At 60.0% G+C, this 22,316-nt stretch carries 19 protein-coding genes; 10 read left to right on the plus strand and 9 right to left on the minus strand.

What is annotated here, in order from left to right; all coding sequences use genetic code 11:
* Positions 1–208: 208 nt before the first annotated feature.
* A complete protein-coding gene (gene mnmH / locus ACN0SW_RS17885) occupies positions 209–1,243 on the minus strand; it encodes a tRNA 2-selenouridine(34) synthase MnmH (RefSeq protein ID WP_417729291.1) in 1,035 nt (344 codons plus the stop codon).
* Between the two features lie 149 nt (positions 1,244–1,392).
* The gene (locus ACN0SW_RS17890; protein ID WP_417729292.1) at positions 1,393–2,730 is read right to left on the minus strand and encodes a flavin-containing monooxygenase; all 1,338 of its coding nucleotides are present in this window, start codon (positions 2,728–2,730) and stop codon (positions 1,393–1,395) included.
* A 163-nt stretch (positions 2,731–2,893) separates the two neighbouring features.
* Between ACN0SW_RS17890 and ACN0SW_RS17895 the strand changes: the two genes are divergently transcribed.
* Positions 2,894–4,198 (plus strand): ABC transporter substrate-binding protein, encoded by a 1,305-nt coding sequence (locus ACN0SW_RS17895; RefSeq protein WP_417729293.1) that lies wholly within the window; start codon positions 2,894–2,896, stop codon positions 4,196–4,198.
* A gap of 6 nt (positions 4,199–4,204) precedes the next feature.
* Here the strand turns inward: ACN0SW_RS17895 and ACN0SW_RS17900 are convergent, their stop codons facing one another.
* The gene (locus ACN0SW_RS17900) at positions 4,205–4,933 is read right to left on the minus strand and encodes a FadR/GntR family transcriptional regulator (protein WP_417729294.1); all 729 of its coding nucleotides are present in this window, start codon (positions 4,931–4,933) and stop codon (positions 4,205–4,207) included.
* A gap of 398 nt (positions 4,934–5,331) precedes the next feature.
* On the opposite strand from ACN0SW_RS17900, the gene ACN0SW_RS17905 reads away from it, so the two are divergent.
* The 6 genes from ACN0SW_RS17905 (at position 5,332) to ACN0SW_RS17930 (ending at position 10,552) form a co-directional block, all read left to right on the plus strand.
* Complete coding sequence (locus tag ACN0SW_RS17905) at positions 5,332–6,621, plus strand: ABC transporter substrate-binding protein (protein WP_417729316.1); 1,290 nt, start codon at positions 5,332–5,334, stop codon at positions 6,619–6,621.
* 68 nt (positions 6,622–6,689) lie between these two features.
* The gene (locus ACN0SW_RS17910) at positions 6,690–7,559 is read left to right on the plus strand and encodes a branched-chain amino acid ABC transporter permease (RefSeq protein ID WP_417729295.1); all 870 of its coding nucleotides are present in this window, start codon (positions 6,690–6,692) and stop codon (positions 7,557–7,559) included.
* Positions 7,543–8,529 (plus strand): branched-chain amino acid ABC transporter permease, encoded by a 987-nt coding sequence (locus tag ACN0SW_RS17915; protein ID WP_417729296.1) that lies wholly within the window; start codon positions 7,543–7,545, stop codon positions 8,527–8,529. Before ACN0SW_RS17910 ends, ACN0SW_RS17915 begins: the two co-directional genes overlap by 17 nt.
* A complete protein-coding gene (locus ACN0SW_RS17920; protein WP_417729297.1) occupies positions 8,526–9,293 on the plus strand; it encodes an ABC transporter ATP-binding protein in 768 nt (255 codons plus the stop codon). The genes ACN0SW_RS17915 and ACN0SW_RS17920 overlap by 4 nt, the downstream gene beginning before the upstream one ends.
* Positions 9,283–9,990 (plus strand): ABC transporter ATP-binding protein, encoded by a 708-nt coding sequence (locus tag ACN0SW_RS17925; protein ID WP_417729298.1) that lies wholly within the window; start codon positions 9,283–9,285, stop codon positions 9,988–9,990. The genes ACN0SW_RS17920 and ACN0SW_RS17925 overlap by 11 nt, the downstream gene beginning before the upstream one ends.
* On the plus strand, positions 9,941–10,552 hold the full coding sequence (locus ACN0SW_RS17930) for a tetratricopeptide repeat-containing protein (protein ID WP_417729299.1): 612 nt from the start codon (positions 9,941–9,943) through the stop codon (positions 10,550–10,552). The genes ACN0SW_RS17925 and ACN0SW_RS17930 overlap by 50 nt, the downstream gene beginning before the upstream one ends.
* A 38-nt stretch (positions 10,553–10,590) precedes the next feature.
* Here ACN0SW_RS17930 and ACN0SW_RS17935 read toward each other — a convergent pair whose 3' ends face one another.
* The gene (locus ACN0SW_RS17935) at positions 10,591–11,442 is read right to left on the minus strand and encodes an EamA family transporter (protein ID WP_417729300.1); all 852 of its coding nucleotides are present in this window, start codon (positions 11,440–11,442) and stop codon (positions 10,591–10,593) included.
* A gap of 146 nt (positions 11,443–11,588) precedes the next feature.
* Between ACN0SW_RS17935 and tdm the strand changes: the two genes are divergently transcribed.
* Both tdm and ACN0SW_RS17945 read left to right on the plus strand, forming a co-directional pair.
* On the plus strand, positions 11,589–13,958 hold the full coding sequence (gene tdm, locus ACN0SW_RS17940; protein ID WP_417729301.1) for a trimethylamine-oxide aldolase Tdm: 2,370 nt from the start codon (positions 11,589–11,591) through the stop codon (positions 13,956–13,958).
* Positions 13,959–14,003: 45 nt separating this feature from the next.
* Positions 14,004–14,444 carry a cyanoglobin gene (locus ACN0SW_RS17945; protein ID WP_417729302.1) on the plus strand — a complete coding sequence of 147 codons (441 nt, stop codon included), beginning with the start codon at positions 14,004–14,006 and terminating at the stop codon, positions 14,442–14,444.
* 163 nt (positions 14,445–14,607) lie between these two features.
* Here ACN0SW_RS17945 and glnT read toward each other — a convergent pair whose 3' ends face one another.
* The 5 genes from glnT to ACN0SW_RS17970 all read right to left on the minus strand — a co-directional run bounded on the left by glnT (position 14,608) and on the right by ACN0SW_RS17970 (position 20,776).
* Positions 14,608–15,936 carry a type III glutamate--ammonia ligase gene (gene glnT / locus ACN0SW_RS17950; protein WP_417729303.1) on the minus strand — a complete coding sequence of 443 codons (1,329 nt, stop codon included), beginning with the start codon at positions 15,934–15,936 and terminating at the stop codon, positions 14,608–14,610.
* 75 nt (positions 15,937–16,011) lie between these two features.
* Complete coding sequence (locus ACN0SW_RS17955) at positions 16,012–17,355, minus strand: FMN-binding glutamate synthase family protein (protein ID WP_417729304.1); 1,344 nt, start codon at positions 17,353–17,355, stop codon at positions 16,012–16,014.
* Positions 17,356–17,366: 11 nt separating this feature from the next.
* On the minus strand, positions 17,367–18,044 hold the full coding sequence (locus tag ACN0SW_RS17960; RefSeq protein WP_417729305.1) for a protein GlxC: 678 nt from the start codon (positions 18,042–18,044) through the stop codon (positions 17,367–17,369).
* A gap of 1 nt (position 18,045) precedes the next feature.
* Positions 18,046–18,942 (minus strand): class II glutamine amidotransferase, encoded by an 897-nt coding sequence (locus tag ACN0SW_RS17965; RefSeq protein ID WP_417729306.1) that lies wholly within the window; start codon positions 18,940–18,942, stop codon positions 18,046–18,048.
* A gap of 247 nt (positions 18,943–19,189) precedes the next feature.
* Complete coding sequence (locus tag ACN0SW_RS17970) at positions 19,190–20,776, minus strand: APC family permease (protein ID WP_417729307.1); 1,587 nt, start codon at positions 20,774–20,776, stop codon at positions 19,190–19,192.
* 376 nt (positions 20,777–21,152) lie between these two features.
* On the opposite strand from ACN0SW_RS17970, the gene ACN0SW_RS17975 reads away from it, so the two are divergent.
* Complete coding sequence (locus ACN0SW_RS17975) at positions 21,153–22,298, plus strand: aminomethyltransferase family protein (protein ID WP_417729308.1); 1,146 nt, start codon at positions 21,153–21,155, stop codon at positions 22,296–22,298.
* Positions 22,299–22,316 lie beyond the last annotated feature (18 nt).

Here is a 22,316-nt window from a genome sequence, read left to right on the forward strand (position 1 = left end):
GTGCCCCCCCGCGCGGGATCAAGGGCGAAGCCCGCCGCGCAGCGCCCGACCGCCCCCTCGGGCGGGCGCTTTTGCAACGGTTCGTGTGATTGAGAGCGCGGAGGGTGTGGCTGGCATAAAGTGCCAGCCGAAAAAGGTGCTGCGCCCACCCGGCGGGCGGGCGCAGCACGACTTACCGCACATGCCCAAAGTCTGCCTCAGACCAGCCCTACTCGCTCTTGATCAACTCCTGCGCCGCCGCTCTCAGCGTTGTCTCCGACAGATCGGGCAGCCCGAGTGGCCTGATGCCTTCTGGGCGGGGTTTTCGGATGTAGCGCGGATCGTAATGGGTCTCGATCAACTGGGCCGCGAGGGCCGGATAGTCGCCAGCAGCGGCGAGGGCGCGCCAGTGGTCAACCTGTTCATGGCCGTGATACTGCACCAGCCGCGTCAAAATCGCGTCGAGCCGGACGGGATCGCTTATCAAATCGGTGTAATCGGCGCAGAGATTGGTCACACGGGCGGCCAATGGCACCTCGAGACGGATCACCGGGGCGGTGCGCATGGCGCGGGTCAGTATGGGGGGCAGGGTGATGCGGCCAATTCGGGTGCTTTCGGCCTCGATATAAACCGGGCGGGCGGGATCGAGCCGCGCCATCTGGGCGGCGAGCGCGCTCTCAAACGATTTCTGCGACGGCTGCCCGCCCACAACGGGGCCAAAGACCGAGCCGCGATGCGCGGCCAAGCGTTCAAGGTCGATCACCTGCGCGCCCTGTGCCGCGAGATGCGCGAGCAGATGGGTCTTGCCGGTTCCGGTGCCGCCGTCGATCAGCCGGACGGGGGCCGGAAAATCCTCTTCGTAGAGGGCGCGGGCCACGAGGCGGCGATAGGCCTGATAACCGCCCTGAATGGTGTCGGCCTTCCAGCCGATTTGTTGGAGAATGACGGTGAAGGAGCCCGAGCGTTGACCGCCGCGCCAGCAATAGACGAGGGGACGCCAGCCGCCGTGACGATCCGCAAGCGGGCCCTCAAGGTGAGCGGCGGCGTTGCGGGCCACCAATGCCGCGCCGATCTTGCGGGCGAGAAAGCGGTCCTGTTGCACATAAATGGTGCCAACGCGGGCGCGTTCTTCGTTCGAGAGCGCGGGCAGGTTGAGCGCACCGGGGATGTGATCCTCGGCGAATTCGGCGGGGGACCGGACGTCGATCACCTCGTCAAAGGGCAGATCAAAGAGCGCCGCGAGGCTGTCGAGGGCAATCGGCATCAGAGGCAATCGGGATGAGGGCAGGGGTGAGGCATGGCCCCGTGCATGCGCCGCGCAGCGCGCAAGATCAAGCCCTTTGGCACAACGCCGACCTTGATCCGGAAAAAAAGGGTGGGCAGCACGGAGCCGCCCACCTCAGGTAGGGAAAGTCAGTTCTGGAGGTAAACTTCGAGACTGTCGTCGAGCGCGTCTTTCCAAGGCGTATGGTGCATGGGCGCCATGGTGCCGGTGATGACAGATTTGTAGGCGTTGTTGCGAAAGCCCATGATGTCTTTCTTCTTGTGGCCTTTCCATTCCTTGAACGCCAAGCAGGCCCCTTCGACGTCAAAGCTGGGATAGTCGGTTTCGTCGATCAGTTCCTTGACGTAATCGCCCTGATACCAGATCGCGTCATAGTCATCCTGACCGGCATCCTCACGCGCGACACGGTCGGCGACGTCCGCCTCCATCGTGGCGCGGTCGGGCAGGGCGATGCGGTCCATGATCACATCGCGCACCCACCAAGCCTGCGCGTCGAACATGTTGAAGGTGAACCACTGGTCCTGCATGCCGACGTAAAAGAGCGCTGGTTCGCGCACAAAGGTCACGCCCTTGTAGAGGTCGGCGGTGGCGAGGCGATTGGCGGTCTTGAGGCGCAGATCATCGGGCAGGAAGGGGAAGTGGTGCTTGTAGCCGGTGCACAGGATCACCGCATCCACATCCTTGCTGGTGCCATCCTTGAAATAGGCGGTGTTGCCCTCGACCTTTTGCAGGAGCGGCACCTCTTGCCAGTTGTCGGGCCAGTTATAGCCCATGGGCGAGGTGCGATGGCTGACAGTCACGGATTTGCAGCCGTACTTCCAGCATTGCGAGCCGATGTCTTCGGCGGAATAGCTGGTGCCGACGATGAGGATGTCCTTGTCCTTGAATTCCAGTGCGTCGCGGAAATCATGGGCATGCAGGACGCGGCCCTTGAAATTCTCGAAGCCGGGGAAATAGGGCACGTTGGGCGTGCTGAAATGGCCCGAGCAGACGATGACGTGATCGAAGGATTCGGTATAGGTGTGATCCTCGGGGAGGTGGCAGACGGTGACGTTGAATTTATCCCCGTCCTTTTCGACCCAGCGGACGGCGGTGGAAAAGCGGATGAGATCGCGTACGCCGGCCTTTTTCACGCGGCCTTCGATATAGTCGAAGAGCACGGCGCGGGGCGGGTAAGAGGCGATTTGCTTGCCGAAATGTTCCTCAAAGGAGTAATCGGCGAATTCAAGACCTTCCTTGGGGCCATTCGACCACAGGTAGCGATACATCGAGCCATGCACCGGCTCGCCGTATTCATCAAGGCCGGTGCGCCATGTGTAATTCCACAAGCCGCCCCAGTTGTCCTGTTTTTCGAAGCAGACGATCTCGGGGATCTCGGTGCCTTGGGCGGCGGCGGATTGAAAAGCCCGCAATTGAGCAAGCCCCGATGGACCCGCGCCGATGATCGCAATTCGTTTTCTGGTCATGTAGCCCTCCAGGTTGGTATGGACCAATATTCAAGTATTGGTGCCTTTGGTCCATGCCAGACTGAGGCCGCGCTAGACCTGTTGTCAATAAATTTTCTCTCTAAGAATAATATTTTCCCATGAACCGACTGGCGCAGGGGCGAGAACGTGCTAGAAATCAGCCATGTCCAATACCAGTTTTGCACAACGTCTGGCGATCAGAAGCGCCCTGCCTCGGTTTTCGGTGGGCATGCGCAAGACATTGACCATAGGGTTTCTGGCCCCGCTGAGCGGGCCGGTCGAATCGTGGGGGTTGCCGGGCCTGAACGGCTGCCGGATATGGGTGGATTGGCTCAACCGGGCGGGCGGCGTGCTGATGGGCGGTCAGCGGTTTCCGGTGCGGCTTGAGGCGTTTGACTGCGGATATGACGGGGCTGAGGCATTGAGCGGCGCGCGGCATCTGGTGCAAACGCATGATGCGGCGCTGGTGATGATGTTGGGGGGCGATTCGTTTGCGGAGGTCCGCGATTATCTGATGGGGCAGAAGGTGCTGACCTCATCGTTGCTGACGAGCGACCTGTCACCGGACACGCCTTATCTCATCGCGCCGGGCGAATCGCTGCCCATCTACACGGTGACGGCGGTCGAATGGATTGCAAAGCACCGGCCAGAGATCCGCACCGTGGCGCTTTGTGCGCAGACCGATGCGCTTGGTCTGCCCGCGCTGGCCGCTTATCGCGCGGCGTTCAAGGCGGTGGGTATCGAGATCGTCGAGGAAATTCGCTATGATCCGGGCGCGGCCTCGGCCCCTGAGGTGGTGGCCCCGATGCTGGCCCATGCGCCGGATATGCTGTGCTGGTGCACGAGCTATACGCCGATGGTTCATGCGATGACAGAATATGCTTACCTTCAGGGCTATGCAGGCCAGATTTTGAGTTGTACCGCAGACAGTTATGAGCAGTTGATCGCCCTGACATCGCCGGATTTCATGGAAGGGTTCCTGTTCCAATTCCCGGATTTTGACGACCCTCTGCTGGCGGAAAAGGCGTTCTTTTTTAACCAACCGCAGGCGTTCTATGAGGAATATAACGCGCGCTTTCCCGGCAGTTGGACGGCGGTCAGTTGGGAATATGCCGCGATTCTGGATATCTGGCAGTCGGCGGTCGAGCGGGCGGGCACGGTCAATTCGGTTTCAGTGCTGGCAGCGATGCGGCAGTTGGGCGAGGTCAACCATGCCTTTGGGCCTGCGCAATGGTGGGGGCAGGATATGTTTGGCCTCGACCATACGCTGATCGGGGATTGGCCGGTGGTGCAGATCCGGGGCGGCAAGGCGCGGATTGTCGATTTCGGGTCGATCCCCGATTGGCTCGCGCGGCATGAGCCGCTGTTGCGTGCGGAAATGGCAGAGCTTGGCCAGCTTTGGCATCAGAGGCATGGGCAGGGGGCGGGCAAGGCCTGTCTTGAGGCGCGGTTGATCGCGGCGACCTAAAGCGCCTCAGTCCTCTTGCAACAGGGTTTTTTGTTCCTCGATGAGGTGCAGCTTGATGTATTCCACTGCGGTTTCGACATCGCGCGAGGAAATCGCATTGAAGAGTGCATTATAGCGTTTTTGATAATCCTCGATACGTTTGGGCGTCAGATGCCGCCGCATCATGGTGGAGCGGTGGGTCTGCAAGCAGGCCTCGATCGCCAGATCATAGCAGGACGCCAGCAGCGGATTGCCTGTGCCCGCGGCAATCTTGCGATAGAATTCTTCCTCGCGGCGGACGAATTCGGGGGCATCGGTGCTGATCGCCTCCATTCGGGTGAGAATATCGTCAAGCTCCATGATGTCGCGCGGGGTCATATTGATGACCGCGAGGCGAATCATTTCCGGTTCAAGGATGCCGCGCACGACAAGATGGTCGAGGGGGCTGGTGTTTTCCGCCAAGGCGCTGCGGTTTTCGGTGCGGTTGAGTTCGTTCTTGTAGGTGACAAAGCTGCCAGACCCGGCGCGCCGACGGATGATCTGGCGGGATTCCAGCACATCCAGCGCGTCGCGCACGGTGTTGCGGGCGACGCCAAGTTCCGTGGATAACGTGCGCTCTGAGGGCAGGCGCGCGCCTTCGGGATATTCTTCGGATTTGATTCGGGCGAACAGGCTGTCGATGACCACCTGCACCGTCGCGCCGACCGAATGGTTGGTGACAAGCTGCGCCGTGGTGCTAGAGGTCTGGCTGGCCATGATCTGATATTCTCCATCTGGCGCAATGTCCGTTGGCCGGAAATCTAGGCCGAAAGAAAGGTCTTCACAAGCCGGGCGGTACGGGCAGCGGACCAATTTATCCCCATTACCGGACCAGTTTTACGGGGCTGAGGCCCGTATTCGAGCTGTGCCCGCATGCTGATCTTGCTAAAATTCTGTGCAAATTGAAAGATTTGGCTAGGGTGAAGTGTTTAATTATAACTCTAAGAAACAAATTTTCTTGTGAGTTGCAAATCGCTTTGCTAGCTTTCTCTCGTCGGCCAAACCAATTTCGGAAACTGGTATAGTGTTTCGGATTGGAAATGAACCAGAAGAGGTCGCTCTTGGCTACGCTCTGCTGCGCGGATGGCGCGTGGCGCCAACAGTTGGAGGAACGCATGCTTTCCAAATATATTGCTTCGGGGTTCACACGTCGAACCTTTCTAAAAACATCGGCAGCCGCGACTGCGGCGCTCGGCCTGCCGAAAATGGCGCTGGCGGCGGGCGAACCGATCAAGATCGGCTTTCTTGCACCGCTGACAGGGGCTGTGGCAGCTTGGGGTAAACCCGGTCTCGACGGCTGTGAAATCTGGGCTGAGCGGGTCAATGCCGCTGGCGGCATCCTGCTGGCAGACGGCGCGCATCCGGTTGAATTCGTGTCTTATGACAATGAATATGACCCGGCCAAGGCCCGGACAGGTGCGACCAAACTCATTCGTGAGGATGGCGTGAGCTTTATCATGATGCTGGGCGGTGACACATGGCCCGGTGTGCAGCCGGTGGCGGAACGCACGGGCATGCTCTTTTCGACGCTGCTGCCGTCTGACCTCTCGCCCGATACCAAGACGCTGTTGGCACCCGCAGAGGTGCATCCGATCTATAACGTGACCGGTGTTGAGTGGCTGGCGCAGAACAAGCCCGAGCTGAAAACGGCGGTCATGTGCGCGCAGGATGATGCGCTTGGCCTGCCGTCGGTGGCGACCTATCTGGCGGCGTTCGAGGCTGCGGGCATCGAGATGCTGGACGAGCCGCTGCTGTTTGACCCCGCTACCACGGATTTCGCGCCGGTGGTGACGCGACTCTTGGCCAAGAACCCCGACATCATCTGTCTGGACACCTGCTATTCGGATTATGTGCATCCGATTGCTGAGCAGTTGTTCCAACAGAACTTTGGCGGGCAGATCATCAGTTGCACAGCAGATTTCTATGATCAAATGATCGCCAAGACCTCTAAGGAATTCATGGAGGGGTTCATTTTCCAGTTCCCGGATTTCGACGATCCGGCGCTGAATGCAGAAACCGTGAATTTTGAAGATCCCAACGGGTTCTATGCCGAATACAACAAGCGGCACCCCGGTCAATGGGGGGCTGTGAGCTGGGAATATGCCTCGATCATGGATCTGTGGAAAGCGGCGGCGGAAAAGGCAGGCTCTGCCGATCCCGAGGCGGTGATCGCGGCGATGCAGGATGGTCCCGGCAAGCATGCCTTTGGCGAGGCCGAATGGTGGGGTGAGGAGCTCTTTGGCATCAACAACGCGCTGGTGGGTGACTGGCCGGTTGTGGCAATCGAGAACGGCAAGGCCGTGATCAAGGAGTTCCGCTCTATTCCCGAATGGTACAGCCGGCATGGCGATCTCTTGATCAAGCATATGTCGGCCTATGGCCAGATGTGGGATCAGCGCGGCTAGGATCCGGGCATGGACAGCGCCCGGGACGCGGGCGCTGTTTCTTCTTCTCTCTAAATTCGAGCATTCCGATGATGGAACTCCTGGCGCAGACTGGCCTGAACGCCGTCTATGCAGCAAGCTATATTTCTCTGGTCGCGGTCGGTCTCGTGCTGATCTTTGGCGTAATGGGCGTGGTCAATTTCGCACATGGCGAATTGTTCATGGCCGGTGCCTATGCGGTGGTGGCGCTCTATGCCGACATGCATCTGCCGTTCTTTGTTGCGGTGCCGATTGGCATGCTCTTTGTGGGGATGCTGGGGCTGTTGATGGAATGGGGGCTGTTTCGGCCACTCAAGGACAATCCCTTGGGCGGATTGGTGGCCTCGATCGGATTTCTGATGATCCTGCAATCGCTGGCGGTGATGGGGTTTGGCGTGCGGATGGAGCATATTCCCCCGGTCACGCAAGAGGTCTGGCGCATATCCGATAAGGTGGGTCTGCCGGTGGCGCGGCTCTATGTGATCGTGGCGGCGGTCGTGTTGCTGAGTGCGCTGTGGTATTTCCTAAAGCGGACGCGGTTTGGCTGGGCGCTGCGCGCCTCGGCGCAGGACCCGGAAGCGGCGGCGTTGCAGGGGATTTCCATTACGCAGACCGCACGGATTGCGATGTTTATCGGCGCGGCCTTGGCCGGGGTGGCGGGCGCGCTGACGGCACCCCTTGTATCGGTCAATCCGCATATGGGTCATTCGGTTATCGTGACCGCGTTCATCGTGATCATCGTGGGCGGGGTCGGATCACTGGAAGGGGCGATTATCGCCTCGGTGGTCTATGCCTTTGTCCACACCTTCGTCACTACATTCTCGGATGGGGTGCTGGCCGATATCGTGGGTCTCATGCTGATGCTGGTTGTGCTGATCGTCAAACCCACAGGATTGTTCGGGAGTGCGGATCGTGCTTAAGCCGTTGATATTCATTCTCGGCGCCGTGGCGCTGATTGCCCTGCCGTATGGTCTGAGCTTTTCTCAGCAGGAAATTCTGGTCTTTCTGATGATCAATATCCTGTTGGTCACGTCCTACAGGTTGCTGACTTTGACGGGTGAATGGTCGCTCGGGCATGTGGTGATCATGGGGGTGGGGGCCTATGCCTCGGCGCTGATGACCAAGGAATTGGGCATTGCGGTGCCGGTGGCGATGTTCCTTGGCGGGATCACGGCGGCGCTGTTGGCGGTGCTCTTGTCCTTTCCGCTGTTTCGGATGAAGGGGTTTTACTTTCTCATCGGGTCGTTTGCCGCAGGAGAGATCATCCGCCTGATATGGAAGCGGTTCCGCGAGCCGTTCGGTGGCGTACGGGGGATTTCAGGGATTGATCCGATGCCGGATTTCTCGCTGGGGTTTTACCGCTTTGATTTCTTTGAGCCGGTTTCCTACTATTATTTTTCCGGGGTGATTGTGGCGGTTTGCCTGTGGGTGCTGTGGCGGATCGAAAAATCGCCTGTGGGCCTGACTTTTCATGCGGTGCATTGGCAGGACAAGCTGGCAGAGGCCTCGGGCGTCAATCTGCGCGCCTACAGAACGCTGGCCTTTGCCATTGCGTCCGGGTTTGCCGGGGTCGCGGGGGCGTTGCAGGCGCATTATGTGGGCACGGTGAACCCCAATTCCTTTGACATCGAGGTGATGGTTTTTGTGCTGACATGGGCCATTGTGGGCGGCACATCGACCTTTTACGGACCCATTCTGGGCTGTGTTCTGTTGACTGTGCTCAATGAGATCGTGCTGCGCGAACTGGGGTTCGAGCAGGCGCGGCCATTGATTTACGGGGCGATCATGATCCTGTCTATTCTCTTTCTTCCCAATGGGTTGGAGAGCATTGTTCAGAAGTTTCTGCCGCGCAAACCCACGGCTAAATCCGACAGAAAGGCAGAGGCATGACCGATTTTCTCGAGATGCGCGGATTGACCATGCGCTTTGGTGGCTTGCTGGCGGTGGACGGCCTGTCGTTCAAGGTGGCCCATGGCAGTATCCACGGGCTGATCGGCCCCAATGGCGCGGGCAAGACGACCACGTTCAACATGATCTCGGGGTTCTATACGCCGACGTCTGGTCAGATCCTCTTGCGGGGTGAGGATATATCCGGACTCAAGATGCATGAGGTGGCGCGGCGCGGTGTAGTGCGGACATTCCAACACTCGACGCTCTTTGCCGAACTCAGCGTGTTGGAGAACGCACTGGTGGGCACGCATATGCCGTTTCGCCCCAATATCTTTGCCGCCATTGTCGGTTGGGATCGCGAGGATCGACGCGGGGCCGAGGCGCGGGCGCGTGAGGCGTTGGAGTTCTTTGGTCTGAGCGATCTGGTTGATGAACGTGCCGGAGATTTGTCGCACGGCCATCAGCGCGCACTCGGGCTGGCGGTGGCCTATGCCAGCCATCCGGATGTGATGCTGCTCGATGAGCCGTTCACTGGCATGAACCCCGAGGAAACCCGGCAGATGATGGAGCTTATGCGCCGTCTCAAGGCGGATGGGATCACCATTCTCTTGGTCGAGCATGATATGCAGGCGATCATGGGGCTGTGCGACACGATCACCTGCATGAGTTTCGGTAAGTTTCTGGCCGAGGGGGGGCCGGCGGAAATCCGGCATCATCCGGCGGTGATCGAGGCCTATCTGGGGGGCGCGCGCCATGTTGCTTGAGATGCGCAAGATTGCCGTGAACTATGGCAAGATCAACGCGATCCGCGACATTTCCATTGCCGTGCCCGAGGGCAAGATCGTCACGATCATCGGTGGCAATGGCGCGGGCAAGACCACGACGCTGCGCGCGATGTCGGGAATGATCCCGATTGTGGCGGGCGAAATCCTGTTCGAAGGCAAGCGGATTGACCATCTGCCCGCGCATAAGGTGGTGGCGCATGGCATCGCCCATGTGCCCGAGGGGCGGCGCATCTTCAAGGAGATGACGGTGGAAGAGAACTTGCGCACCGGGGCCTTTCTGCGGCGCGACAAGCCGGAGGTCGAGCGCGATCTGGAACAGGTCTATGACCGCTTTCCGCGTCTGCGTGAGCGGCGGGTGCAGCGGGCGCAAACCATGTCGGGCGGAGAGCAACAGATGCTGGCGATTGGCCGCGCGCTCATGTCCAAGCCGCGCCTTTTGCTGATGGATGAGCCGTCGATGGGGCTGGCCCCTGTGATCGTCGAGGAAATCGCGCGGATCATCGAGGAGATCAACGCGCAGGGGCTGTCGGTCGTGCTGGTGGAGCAGAATGCCGAACTGGCCCTTGAACTGGCGCATCATGCCTATGTCCTGGAAACCGGAAACACCGCAATGGAGGGCCCTGCCCATGAGCTACGTGGAAATGAACATGTTCGCGCCGCGTATCTGGGGCTTTGAGCGCGGCGATACGGAAATGCGGGTGGCGCGCGATGCGGGCTGGTCGCGGGCCGATCTGGTCTGGGAGCGACTGACCGAGGCGGGGTGCGCGGCCTATATGGCGGGCGACCGGGCTGCAGCGGGGCGATTGTTGCGGTGGGCCGGATGGGTGGCGCGGCTGTTTTTGGGCGCAACCGATCTGCGGCGGGCCACCAGCCTTGCCAATCTGGCGGTTCTGGCGCGGGATGCGGGGCAGGGCGTGCGGGCGGAGCGGCTGCAAAAGCGGGCGCTGAGCGGTTGGAGAAGCGCCTCTGAAGCGGTGAGCGCGATCGTGTTCAAGCCGCGCAGCCGGTCATCGCTGTTTCATTTGCGGATGGAGGCGCTGCACCGGGATACGTTCCATGACAACATGCGCAAACGCTATCGCGCCATCGCCGCCGAGAGCGATCAGGCGCTGCGGCGGTTGCTGATGGGTGCGCGGCCTGAGCGGCCGATCTGCGCACGCTGGCGGGGCGAAAAGCCGCCGGTGTTCGATGACGGGCGCAAGTTTCTGGCGGCGGCGCTCTTGATTGCCGAGGGCTGAGATTCTTTGAGTATTTGAAGAACGATGAGAGGCGGGGGTTAGTGCCCGCCGCCTAATATGCCGATGGCGGTAAAGACGCCCAGCACCGCCAGCCATTGCGTGCCGCGCAAGTGTTCACGCAGGAAGATGGCGGCAAAGAGCACGGTGATCACGCCAAAGGTCGAGGCGCCGATGGCGGCAAATTCGGGCCGCGCCGTCTGGCCTGCGCCGATCACGCAGCCGATGGCCAACGCATCAAGCGTGCCCATCAGCGCCAGAAGCGGCGCGTGGCGACGGGTGAGGGCAAGGGGCGCGCGCATGAGCAGCGCAAAACCCAGCACCACCGCGAGGGCGGCGGCGCGGGTGGGCGCGAGGAGCAGCAATTCGCCGCCTGTGGCCGTGGCTTTGTGGCCGATGGCAAAGGTCAACGCAAAGGATGCCGCAGCCAAGACCGACCATGTGATGGCGGGAAGCGGGCTGGGGCGCGGGTCGTGATCATGGCCAGAGTCGCTCTGGGCGATATAGGCCACGCCACAGATGATGAGCCCCACCATCGCCCATTCAAGCGCGGTGGCCGGCGCGCCGTTGAGACTGGCCCAGCCCACCGAGAGAATCGGATAGGCGCCGATGACCGGCGCCACCAGCCGCACCGGGCCGATGGCAAAGGCGCGGTAGAGTGCGGTTCCGCCGATGCCGAAGAAAACGCCGGCGAGCAGGGCGAGGCCAATGTCGCCGCCTTGGGACGTTTGAAACCCCGCATAGGCGCTGATCGGGCTCACGATCACGAGACCAAAGGCCAGAACCCACACCAAAGGCGCGAAAATTCCGCTACTCTGGCTGACATAACGCACGCAAACATCATGGGTGCCCCAAGCGAGGGCCGCCACCAGCCCCAATATCAATGCGGTCATTCGGCCGAGGGTCCTCTGTTCGGGGCTGAGATTCAGGGTTTGGAGACCGGTTTCAGGTTGCCGGATTGTGCAAGTTCAGTTATTCTTATTGTTAAATAAATATTCCGCTTATGCAAATAACTTGCGGAGAAATTAGGAGGTCCGAGGTGTTGGAAGCGCGCTATCCCGAGGTTCAGGCCGGGCCACCCCGGCCCAGTGTCATTGTTGAGCCACGGGTGTTTTCCCTGCCGCCTGGAACCGAACGCTATGTGGTCGAGGGCGCAGGTGCAATCCTCATTCGTATTGAGGCCGGGGATCGCCTGACGGTGCAGAATACCGAAGGCGGGCAGCGCTGCGAGATTGTGGCCGCCGGGACAGATGGGGCGCTTGATACGGGTATTCTCGGCGAGGCAGGGAATGGCGACGCGCGCGGACTGAAGGCGTTGCTTGCCGGGGCGGAGACTTCCTTGCGTGGTTTGCGGATGGGACTTGCGGCGCGGGGGATTGATCTGGCGCGGGCGCGGTCGGTGGATGTGTTCGAGGCCAGCAGCCCGGCGGGGGATGAGGTGGAGTTCACCGCGCGGCGGAATGGGGTGGTGGTGATCGCGGCCCCCGGTGGGATCATGGATTTCGAAGCGCAGGATACCGCGACACCGCTCACCGTTCTTGTCAAACGCGCGGTGCTGAAGTCTGCGGCACGGTTTGAGTTGCCAGATCCGCTGGCTGATCCGGTGACGGATTTGCGGGTACATTCGGCCACCGCTGAGGCCTATTTCGTCAAGGCAGGCGACTATATCCAGATCCTCGATGTGGACGGGCGGCAATGCACGGATTTCCAGTGTTTTGCCGCGCGCAAGCTGGATAAGGGGATCGAGCACGCGCTGGATGTGACCACGACGCGCACGCTGATGGGCCATGCCTATCCGATGCCGGGTCTGCATGCGAAATACTATGATCAGGAAATGTTGCCGCTGGTTGAAGTGGTGCAGGATACGGTCGGGCGGCATGACGCCTTTGCGTTGGCCTGCGCCGCGAAATATTACGACGATATCGGCTATCCCGGTCACATCAACTGTTCGGACAACTTCAACGCCGCGCTTGCGCCGCATGGGGTGACGGCGCGCGCGGGCTGGATGGCGATCAATTTCTTTTTCAACACCGGCATTGATGCACATGGGGTGATGTATACCGACGAGCCCTGGACGCGGCCCGGCGACTATGTGCTGCTTCGCGCCTTGACGGATCTGGTGTGCGTGAGTTCGGCCTGTCCGGATGACACCACCGCCGCGAATGGCTGGAACCCCACGGATATCCATGTGCGCACCTACAGTGGCAAGGAAACCTTTCAAAGATCGGTGGCCTATCGGCCCACCCCCGATGCGGAGCCTAAAATGACCAAACAGACAGGATTTCACCCGTGTTTCGCGCGGTTCACCGAGAATTTCATCGAATATAACGGCTTCTGGCTGGCCAGTGCCATGTCGAGCGCCGGGCCGATTGCGGAATATCACGCCTGTCGCCAGAAATCGGTGGTGCTGGACCTCAGCGCGCTGCGCAAGTTCGAGATCACCGGACCGGACAGTGAGGCGCTGTGTCAGTATGTCTTTACCCGCGACATCAAGAAACTGCCGGTGGGTGGCGTGGTTTATACCGCGATGTGCTATCCGCATGGCGGGATGATTGATGATGGCACGGTGTTCCGTCTTGGGCAGGACAATTTCCGCTGGATCGGCGGCAGTGATTATGGCGGCGAGTGGCTGCGTGAGACGGCAGAGGAGCTGGGGCTGAAAGTCTTGGTGCGGTCCTCGACCGATATGCAGCACAATATCGCCGTGCAGGGGCCGGAAAGCCGCGATCTCTTGAAAAAGGTGATCTGGACCGCGCCGCATCAGCCCAAGTTTGAAGAGCTGGGCTGGTTCCGGTTCACGCCCGCGCGGATTTGCGATCACGACGGAATCCCTGTGGTGGTGTCGCGCACGGGTTATACGGGCGAGTTGGGATACGAGATTTTCTGTCATCCCAAACATGCGGTGGAGGTGTTCGATGCGGTCTGGGCAGCAGGCAAGGATCATGGGCTGACGCCCATGGGTCTTGAGGCGCTGGATATGGTGCGGATCGAGGCGGGGCTTATCTTTGCCGGGTATGATTTCAGCGACCAGACCGACCCCTTTGAGGCGGGGATCGGGTTTACCGTGCCGCTCAAGTCGAAACCAGACGATTTCATCGGGCGGGACGCCCTCATCCGGCGCAAGGAGCATCCATCGCGGGTGCTGGTGGGGCTCGATATCGAGAGCAATGTGGGCGTGGGCCATGGTGATCCGGTACATATCGGGCGCGCACAGGTAGGCGAGGTGACTTCCTCGATGCGCTCGCCGCTTTTGGGCAAGAATATCGCGCTGGCGCGGGTCGATGTGGCGCATCATACGGTGGGCACAAAGGTGGAAATTGGCAAGCTCGACGGGCTGCAAAAGCGGTTGCCTGCGGTAGTTGTGCCCTTTGCCCATTATGATCCGCAAAAAACCAAGCCGCGCTCTTGATTTCCATCAAGGCGCATGGGCTGAAATGCAGGGAGATTGGGGGTTATGAGTACAGCCCTTGAGGATATTGGCGGCGAAGAGCGCCTGCGCGATCTGGTCCGATCCTTTTACGACCGGATGGAGCGTGACCCTGCGGTTTATGCGCTGCACCGCCTGCATTTTCGGGGTCACGGGCTGGAGCATACGCGGCAGACGCAGTTTGAATTCCTGTCGGGATTTCTGGGGGGGCGCGCCTATTACCGGGAACGGTTCGGGCATATGGACTTGCGCGAAATTCATGCGCATGTGCCGATCCGGCAGGCCGATGTGACCATGTGGTTGGAGACCTTTGACGCGGCTTTGCGCGAAGAGCGCATGGAAGGACCAGTGGTGGAGCGGTTTCGCGCCACGCTGAATCGGGCGGCGCATATGCTGATTAACGAGGTGCCGGATTGGCGCGAAGAGGCCACGCAGCTGGGGCAAGGGTGCCCGGTGTCCGGGGGGTGAGACAGGTCTTGGGTTGAGCTTGGTCGCAAGCGCTTGCGCGCAGCTCATCATTTGGGGTCAATGTCGGTTTCAGACCACATTGGCCCTTTCCTTATCGTAACATCCGCAACAGAGAAACCCGCGCGACACCGCGCGCGGGTTTCTTTGGAAATTTCAACTGCGCTCAGATGTCGAGCGTGTTGTCGCGTTCCCATTTGGTGAAATGGCTGACAAAGGAATTCCATTCCTGCCGTTTCAACTTGAGGTAGGCGGCTGAGAAATCATCGCCCATCGTCGCCTTGAGTTCCTTGTCCTTGTCATATTCGCGCAGCGCGTCGAGCATGTTGAGCGGCAGCTTGGGTGCGCCGCGCACCTTGTGGCCATCGGCATACATGTCGATGTCGTGGCGCTTGCCCGGATCGGCCTTGGAGCGGATGCCGGACAGACCGGCCGCGATGATCACCGCCTGCAAGAGGTAGGGATTGACCGCACCGTCGGGCAGGCGCAGCTCAAACCGCCCGGGGCCGGGGACGCGCACCATATGGGTGCGGTTGTTGCCGGTCCATGTCACCGAATTGGGTGCCCATGTGGCCCCCGAAATGGTGCGCGGCGCATTGATCCGCTTGTAGCTGTTGACGGTCGGGTTGGTGATTGCCGCGAGCGCGCTCGCGTGTTTCATGATGCCGCCGAGGAAGTGCTTACCGCGCTCTGACAGGCCCACTTCACCGGTTTGCCCTTCGCCCTTGCCTGCGAACACGTTGGTCTTGGCCTTGTCGCCCGGACCATCCCAGACCGAGATATGCGCGTGACAGCCGTTGCCGGTCATGCCCTCGATCGGTTTGGGCATGAAGGTGGCGCGGTAGCCGTGCTTTTCGGCAATCGACCGGGTCATGAACTTGAAGAAGGAATGCTTGTCAGCGGTGACCAGCGCGTCGTCGTATTTCCAGTTCATCTCGAACTGGCCATTCGCGTCCTCGTGGTCGTTCTGATAGGGTTCCCAGCCCAGTTCGAGCATGTAGTCACAGATCTCGCGCACCACGTCATAGCGGCGCATCACGGCCTGCTGGTCATAGCAGGGCTTGCCGCCGGTGTCGTAGGGGTCACTGACCTGATCGCCCTCGGGGGTCAGCAGGAAGAATTCGGCCTCGATGCCGGTTTTGACATGCATGCCTTCGGCCGCGGCCTCGGCAATCAGCCGGCGCAGCACGTTGCGCGGTGCTTGGGCCAGGTCCTTGCCGTCCATCACGCAGTTGGCAGCAACCCAGGCCACATCGCGCTGCCACGGCAGTTGAATCACCGAAGAGGGATCGGGCACCGCAAGCATGTCAGGATGCGCGGGCGTGAGATCGAGCCAAGTGGCAAAGCCCGCGAAACCGGCACCATCCTCTTGCATATCGGCAATTGCCTGCGCCGGCACCAGCTTGGCGCGCTGTCCACCGAACAGGTCGGTGTAGGAAATCATGAAGTATTTTACGCCCTTGTCCTTGGCAAATTTCGCCAGATCACTGGTCATTTTCTAGGTCCCTGTTGTCATGTGTTGTCGAATATGGAGCGGCGTGGCCCGGTAAGAGCCACGCCAGATAGGGTATCAGAAGCTGGTGCCGGGCTTGCCGGGCCACCAGTCGGTGCCTGCGAGCGGTACCTTTGCCATGGCAGCGGCCTCCATCGTCACCGCGCAGAGGTCCTCGGGTTCGAGGTTGTGCAGGTGGCTCTTGCCGCAGGCACGGGCGATGGTCTGGGCCTCGAGCGTCATCACCTTGAGGTAGTTGTTGAGACGCCGCCCGCCTTCGATGGGGTCGAAACGTTTCATCAATTCCGGGTCCTGAGTGGTGATGCCCGTCGGATCCTTGCCCTCGTGCCAGTCGTCATAGGCCCCTGCGGTGGTACCAAGCTTGTTATACTCGGCCTCCCATTTGGGGTCATTGTCGCCAAGCGCGATCAGAGCGGCGGTGCCGATGGCCACCGCATCCGCGCCAAGCGCCATGCATTTGGCCACATCTGCGCCGGTGCGGACGCCACCTGATACGATGAGTTGCACTTCGCGGTGCATGCCCAGATCCTGAAGTGCGCGCACCGCCTCGCGGATACAGGCAAGAATAGGCTGGCCGACATGTTCGATGAACACGTCCTGTGTCGCCGCTGTCCCGCCCTGCATGCCGTCGAGCACGACCACATCAGCCCCGGCCTTGACCGCCAGTGTGGTGTCGAAATAGGGGCGTGCGCCGCCAACCTTGATATAGATCGGCACCCGCCAGCCGGTGATCTCGCGCAGTTCCAGCAATTTGATTTCCAGATCATCCGGGCCAGTCCAGTCGGGGTGACGGCAAGCCGAGCGCTGGTCGATGCCCTTGGGCAGGTTGCGCATCTGTGCGACGCGGTCCGAGATTTTCTGCCCGAGCAGCATACCGCCGCCGCCGGGTTTGGCACCCTGACCCACGACCACTTCGATCGCATCGGCGCGACGCAGATCGTCGGGGTTCATGCCATAGCGTGAGGGCAGGTATTGATAGATCAGTTTCTTGGAATGGCCACGTTCCTCTTGGGTCATGCCACCGTCGCCGGTGGTGGTCGAGGTGCCAGCAAGGGTGGCGCCGCGCCCCAGAGCCTCTTTGGCCGGGCCCGAGAGCGCGCCAAAGCTCATGCCCGCGATGGTGATCGGGATATCAAGCTGAATAGGGTTCTTGGCAAAGCGGGTGCCAAGCGTCACCGAAGTGTCGCAACGCTCGCGGTAGCCTTCGAGCGGGTAGCGTGAAATCGACGCGCCGAGAAACAGCAGATCGTCGAAATGCGGCACTTTGCGTTTGGCGCCGCCGCCGCGAATGTCGTAGATGCCGGTGGCCGCCGCGCGGCGGATTTCAGCATTGATCGACTGCGAAAAGGTTGCCGATTGGATCGGCATGGTGCGCGGAGCGCCGTGGGTCTCGTCTTTCATGTGCTGAGCCCTCAGTATGCGTTGTCAGGTTTAAAGTTGTAGAGTTGGCGTGCCGAGCCGTAGCGCTTGAACTCTTCAGGGCGGGCATCACAGCCGCCACGTTCCAGCAATTCGGCAAGGATTTCCAGATGTTCGGAGCGCATTTCCTTTTCGATGCAATCCGCCCCCAGCGATTTTACCGAGCCGCGCACGAAAAGCCGCGCCTCATAAAGGCTGTCGCCAAGCGCATCACCCGCATCGCCACAGACAACCAGATTGCCCGATTGTGCCATGAAGGCGGACATATGGCCGATGTTGCCATGCACGATGATGTCGATGCCTTTCATCGAGATACCGCAGCGCGACGAGGCATTGCCCTTGATGATCAGCGTTCCACCATTGCCGGTGGCACCGGCATATTGGCTGGCGTCGCCTTCAACGATCACGGTGCCGCTCATCATATTCTCGGCCACACCCGGACCTGCAGAGCCATGCACATGCACGGTGGCCTGTTTGTTCATGCCGGCACAGTAATAGCCGGTTGAGCCTTTGACATGCACTTCGATCGGCGCATCGAGGCCCACGGCTATGGCGTGGCTGCCACGCGGGTTGACGACATCCCAGCTGGTCTGGTTTGTGTCGGTGGCTTGCGCCTGAAGAGTGGCGTTGAGGCTGCGCAGCCCTTCGGCTGCAAGGTCAAATGTCTGCATATCAGTGCTTCCAGAAATAGACGGTTGCGGGCTCGGGTTCCCAGACGCGGGCGTCTTCGATGCCGGGCAGGTTCACAAGCGCGCGATATTCGCTGCCAAAGGCGACGTATTGATCGGTTTCGGCCATGACGGCGGGTTTGCAGGCGATGGGATCACGCACCACGCCAAAGCCGTCCTCGGTGCCGACAACGAAGGTGAAGAAGCCGTCGAGATCAACGAGCGAGCTTTCCAGCGCTTCACCCAAGGTTGCACCTTCGCGCATCTTCCAAGTGAGATAGGCGGCGGCCACTTCGGTGTCGTTCTGGGTCTCGATCCGCACGCCTTCGCGCAGCAGTTTGCGGCGCAGCGAGTTGTGGTTCGAGAGCGAGCCGTTGTGCACGAGGCACTGATCGGACCCGGTGTTGAACGGGTGCGCGCCCATGGTGGTCACGGCCGATTCGGTGGCCATGCGGGTATGACCGATGCCGTGGCTGCCGCTCATTGAGGAGATGTCAAAGCGGGCGGCCACGTCTTTGGGTAGGCCGACTTCTTTATAAATCTCAATGCTTTCACCGGCGGACATGACGCGGATGCCGGGGGCGATGCTGTCAAGGGCGGCGCGTGTCTCGGCGGCCTTGTCAGCGGGGAAATCCAGCACCGCATGGGTGTCCTTGCGGGTGAGGGTGACGGTTGCGCCGATCTCGGACGAGAGGCGGTCTGCCAGCCCGTCAAAATCCTTGGCTGCCGAATCTGACTGGATGGTCAGTTTCGCATGGCCCGGATGCGCCGCGCCATAGATGGCAATCCCGGCGCTGTCGGGCCCACGGTCCGTCATGGTGATCAACATATCCGTCAGCATGCTACCAAGCTGGGGTTCAAGTGCTTTGTCTTTCAGGAAAAGTCCGACAATCCCGCACATTTGCGTTTGCTCCACTTAAGTTATTGCGCACAGAGGCGCCTGTTCCCGACTCAATTTGACACTTCCGGGTTTGAACTGCAAGGAAAAAAAATTTCCTGAAGGGCAATTTTTTGCTCCATCAAACAGGCTTCAGCGCGCGGCCTAGAGCGGCAACGCAGGGCTTGCATTGTGGCGTGTTCGGGGGGGCTAAGGTGAGGATGCCGCGCCATGGGCTGGGGCCCATGCATTGCGCGGCATCCTAGGGTGTTCAGAGATGGAAGATCTGGTTCGAGATGATAACCACGATCACACCGGCACCGAGTGTGAGGTAAGGCAGTATGCCTGCCTTGCGGACGGACAGGTCGTCCATTTTACCAACCGAGAGATCCTCGAGCATGGTGGCGGGAAACTTGCCCTTGTCGGTGACATAATGGCGATACCAGAACACCGGCAGAATCAGCGCCATGGCGATCAGGGCCGACCGCAGCGTGCCTTCACCCCAGACATTTGCCCCGGCCCCGAGGAGAACCGCGTTGACAAAGGCCAGTCCGCCACCGATCCAGAGCATGATTGTGGGCGCCTTCCAGGGACGATGTGCTTCGGCATGATCGATTCTGTGCATCCAGCCGGAATGCAGGTTGAGGTAATTGAAGACCAGATAGCAGCAGTTCGAGACGGCGAGGACAAAGAGATAATCCGACATCAAAAGAAGAATCAGATTGAAGCCGAGGTCGGTCCACATGCCCGCAACGGGTGCGCCATGATCGTTGGTGCGTGACAGGAATTTGGGGAGCCAGCCATCGACCGAACCCTGATACAATGTCCGGGATGACCCCGCCATGGATGTCATGATCGCGAGGATCAGCGCCAGGAGCAGCATCACGACCATGATATTGGCAATGATCGAGCCGCCGCCCACCATGCTTGCCATCGCACCGCCAACGGCTGAGCCATCAACGATTCCCGGCTCCAACATGCCATCGACACCCAGAACCCCCTGAAAGCTGAGCGGCACGAGCGTGTAGATCACGATGCAGACAACGCCCGCAGCCAGAATGGCGCGCACTGTGTCCCTTTGCGGATCGCGGAACTCACTGGTGTAGCAGATCGCAGTTTCGAAGGCGTAGGCGGACCATGCGGCGATGAACAAACCGCCAAGGAAGAGGGTCGTGCCCTCGATATTCCAAGAGCCAGAAATGGGAACGATGGGGGTCAGGTTTGCGGCGAGCACATCCCCCGTCAGCAGCGGGACCACACCCACGATCAGTAGCGGAACCAAGACCGCCAGGCCGATGATGGTTTGCAGTTTTGCGGCCTGCGAAATGCCTTTGTGTTGTGCGACGAAGACGCACAGCAGGATGCCGGTGCCGACGATTGAGGTGGAATTGATTCTGAGTGTCAGCCCCTCATTCAGGAAATCGAGGTTCAATAGGGTGATTTCCCAAGAGTTTATGGCTGCATCCGCGCCGAAAAAGGAGGTCAGGATATATCCCGCCGCCAATCCGCCGCCAATGGCGAGCACCGGCGTCCACGCCAGCCAGTTGCACCATACTGAGAGCGGCGCGATGACCTTGGAATACCGGACCCAAGCCGAGGCCCCGTAAATCGACGCGCCCCCTGATTTGTTGGGAAACAGGCCCGCGATTTCGGCGTAAACGAAGGCTTGCATAAATCCGAAGGCCACGGACAACATCCAGATGAGCCATGACGGGCTTCCGATTGTGGCGGCAATGCCCCCGATTGAGAAAAGCACGAGTGCAGGCACGCCGGAGGCCATCCAGAAGGCGTCTTTCCAGCCAATTGCTCTTTTGAGATTGCCGCTTCCGGGGCTGCCGGCTTCGGTGAGATTAGACATCGCTGTTCCGCTCCATGTTGGTTGTTCTCGTCGTCATCGAAGCCGCCGTGTCATTGTCGTGACAGCTTTTGGCTTGGCGCGACGTTTCGTTGTTTTGCCTAAGGGGAATATTTTTTTAATGAGTATTGGGTGTTTGTTTTTACCGATCTGTCAATTCAAAATTTAAAAAAATGTCCGGGCTGCGGTTGAGATGTGCGGCTTCTTAAGCGAGCGGTGAAACATCAGTTTTGAAGAGTTTTTGTAAAAAACAGGCACTTGGTTGAAAGGGTGAGTGCAATAAATTGCCTCTCAGGAAAAAAAGTTGCATGAAAATCTTGCTTTCTGAGAAAACTTGGGTCTGAATATCGTCAAACACAACACAGACAGGGAGCCGGCCATGGCCATCATCTACAGAACATCTGCCCTCGCACCGCGTCATACCGAGATCGGCGGCGAGTTGACCGACTGGAACGGCATGGGGACCGCTTGGTTTTACGACGAGACCGACGAACGGGCCGAGGCCGATTATCTGGCGGTGCGTACCAAAGCGGGTCTGATGGATGTGTCTGGCCTCAAGAAAGTCCATCTGGTAGGGCCGCATGCGGCGGCGGTGATCGACCGCGCCACCACCCGTAATGTCGATAAGATCATGCCGGGCCGCGCGGTCTATGCCTGCATGCTCAATGACGCGGGAAAATTCCTTGACGATTGCGTTATTTACCGGCTCTCGGTCAATCACTGGATGGTCGTGCATGGCACCGGAACGGGCCACGAGTCGCTGGCGATGGCGGCCTATGGCAAGAACGTGGCGATGATTTTTGACGACGATCTGCACGACATGTCCCTGCAGGGGCCAGTTGCGGTGGATTTTCTGGAAAAGCATGTGCCGGGGATTCGCAATCTGGCCTATTTTGGCATTCTGCAAACCAAGCTCTTTGGTCTGCCGGTGATGATTTCGCGCACCGGGTACACCGGCGAGCGCGGCTATGAGATTTTCTGTCAGGCGCGGCATGCCATTCAGATCTGGGATCAGATTCTGGAGCAGGGCAAGGATATGGGCATCGTGCCGGTGCAATTCTCGACGCTCGATCTGTTGCGCACCGAGAGCTATCTGTTGTTCTATCCGGGCGACAATTCAGAAACCTTTCCGTTCAAGGATGATTTGTGTGGTGACACACTCTGGGAACTGGGGCTGGATTTCACCGTGTCACCCGGAAAAACCGGGTTCCGTGGGTCGGAAAACCACTATGCGCTCAAGGGGCGTGAGCGGTTCAAGATCTACGGCGTGCGGCTGGAAGGCAAGAAACCCGCAGACATGGGCGCGCCGCTGCTCAAGGATGGAGAGGTTGTAGGGGTCGTGACCTTTGGGATGAATTCCAATCTCAACGGACATAATGTGGGTATCGCCCGCATGCCGGTTGATTGCGCAGTGCCGGGCACCAAGATGAGCGTGCGCAATTCCGATGGCACCGAGGTTTCCTGCGTGGCCGAGGAAATGCCGTTCTATGACAAGGAAAAAGTAATCCGCGCGGCCAAGGGGTAACCCCTTGGCCTTCGGGCC

Source organism: Roseovarius sp., from assembly GCF_048262375.1.
Lineage (GTDB): Bacteria > Pseudomonadota > Alphaproteobacteria > Rhodobacterales > Rhodobacteraceae > Roseovarius.

Bases quoted from the DNA above. Each gene is read 5' to 3' on its own strand.
- mnmH (WP_417729291.1), bottom strand. From the start codon at position 1,243: ATGCCGATTGCCCTCGACAGCCTCGCGGCGCTCTTTGATCTGCCCTTT.
- ACN0SW_RS17890 (WP_417729292.1), bottom strand. From the start codon at position 2,730: ATGACCAGAAAACGAATTGCGATCATCGGCGCGGGTCCATCGGGGCTT.
- ACN0SW_RS17895 (WP_417729293.1), top strand. From the start codon at position 2,894: ATGTCCAATACCAGTTTTGCACAACGTCTGGCGATCAGAAGCGCCCTG.
- ACN0SW_RS17900 (WP_417729294.1), bottom strand. From the start codon at position 4,933: ATGGCCAGCCAGACCTCTAGCACCACGGCGCAGCTTGTCACCAACCAT.
- ACN0SW_RS17905 (WP_417729316.1), top strand. From the start codon at position 5,332: ATGCTTTCCAAATATATTGCTTCGGGGTTCACACGTCGAACCTTTCTA.
- ACN0SW_RS17910 (WP_417729295.1), top strand. From the start codon at position 6,690: ATGATGGAACTCCTGGCGCAGACTGGCCTGAACGCCGTCTATGCAGCA.
- ACN0SW_RS17920 (WP_417729297.1), top strand. From the start codon at position 8,526: ATGACCGATTTTCTCGAGATGCGCGGATTGACCATGCGCTTTGGTGGC.
- ACN0SW_RS17925 (WP_417729298.1), top strand. From the start codon at position 9,283: ATGTTGCTTGAGATGCGCAAGATTGCCGTGAACTATGGCAAGATCAAC.
- ACN0SW_RS17930 (WP_417729299.1), top strand. From the start codon at position 9,941: ATGAGCTACGTGGAAATGAACATGTTCGCGCCGCGTATCTGGGGCTTT.
- ACN0SW_RS17935 (WP_417729300.1), bottom strand. From the start codon at position 11,442: ATGACCGCATTGATATTGGGGCTGGTGGCGGCCCTCGCTTGGGGCACC.
- ACN0SW_RS17945 (WP_417729302.1), top strand. From the start codon at position 14,004: ATGAGTACAGCCCTTGAGGATATTGGCGGCGAAGAGCGCCTGCGCGAT.
- glnT (WP_417729303.1), bottom strand. From the start codon at position 15,936: ATGACCAGTGATCTGGCGAAATTTGCCAAGGACAAGGGCGTAAAATAC.
- ACN0SW_RS17955 (WP_417729304.1), bottom strand. From the start codon at position 17,355: ATGAAAGACGAGACCCACGGCGCTCCGCGCACCATGCCGATCCAATCG.
- ACN0SW_RS17960 (WP_417729305.1), bottom strand. From the start codon at position 18,044: ATGCAGACATTTGACCTTGCAGCCGAAGGGCTGCGCAGCCTCAACGCC.
- ACN0SW_RS17965 (WP_417729306.1), bottom strand. From the start codon at position 18,942: ATGTGCGGGATTGTCGGACTTTTCCTGAAAGACAAAGCACTTGAACCC.
- ACN0SW_RS17970 (WP_417729307.1), bottom strand. From the start codon at position 20,776: ATGTCTAATCTCACCGAAGCCGGCAGCCCCGGAAGCGGCAATCTCAAA.
- ACN0SW_RS17975 (WP_417729308.1), top strand. From the start codon at position 21,153: ATGGCCATCATCTACAGAACATCTGCCCTCGCACCGCGTCATACCGAG.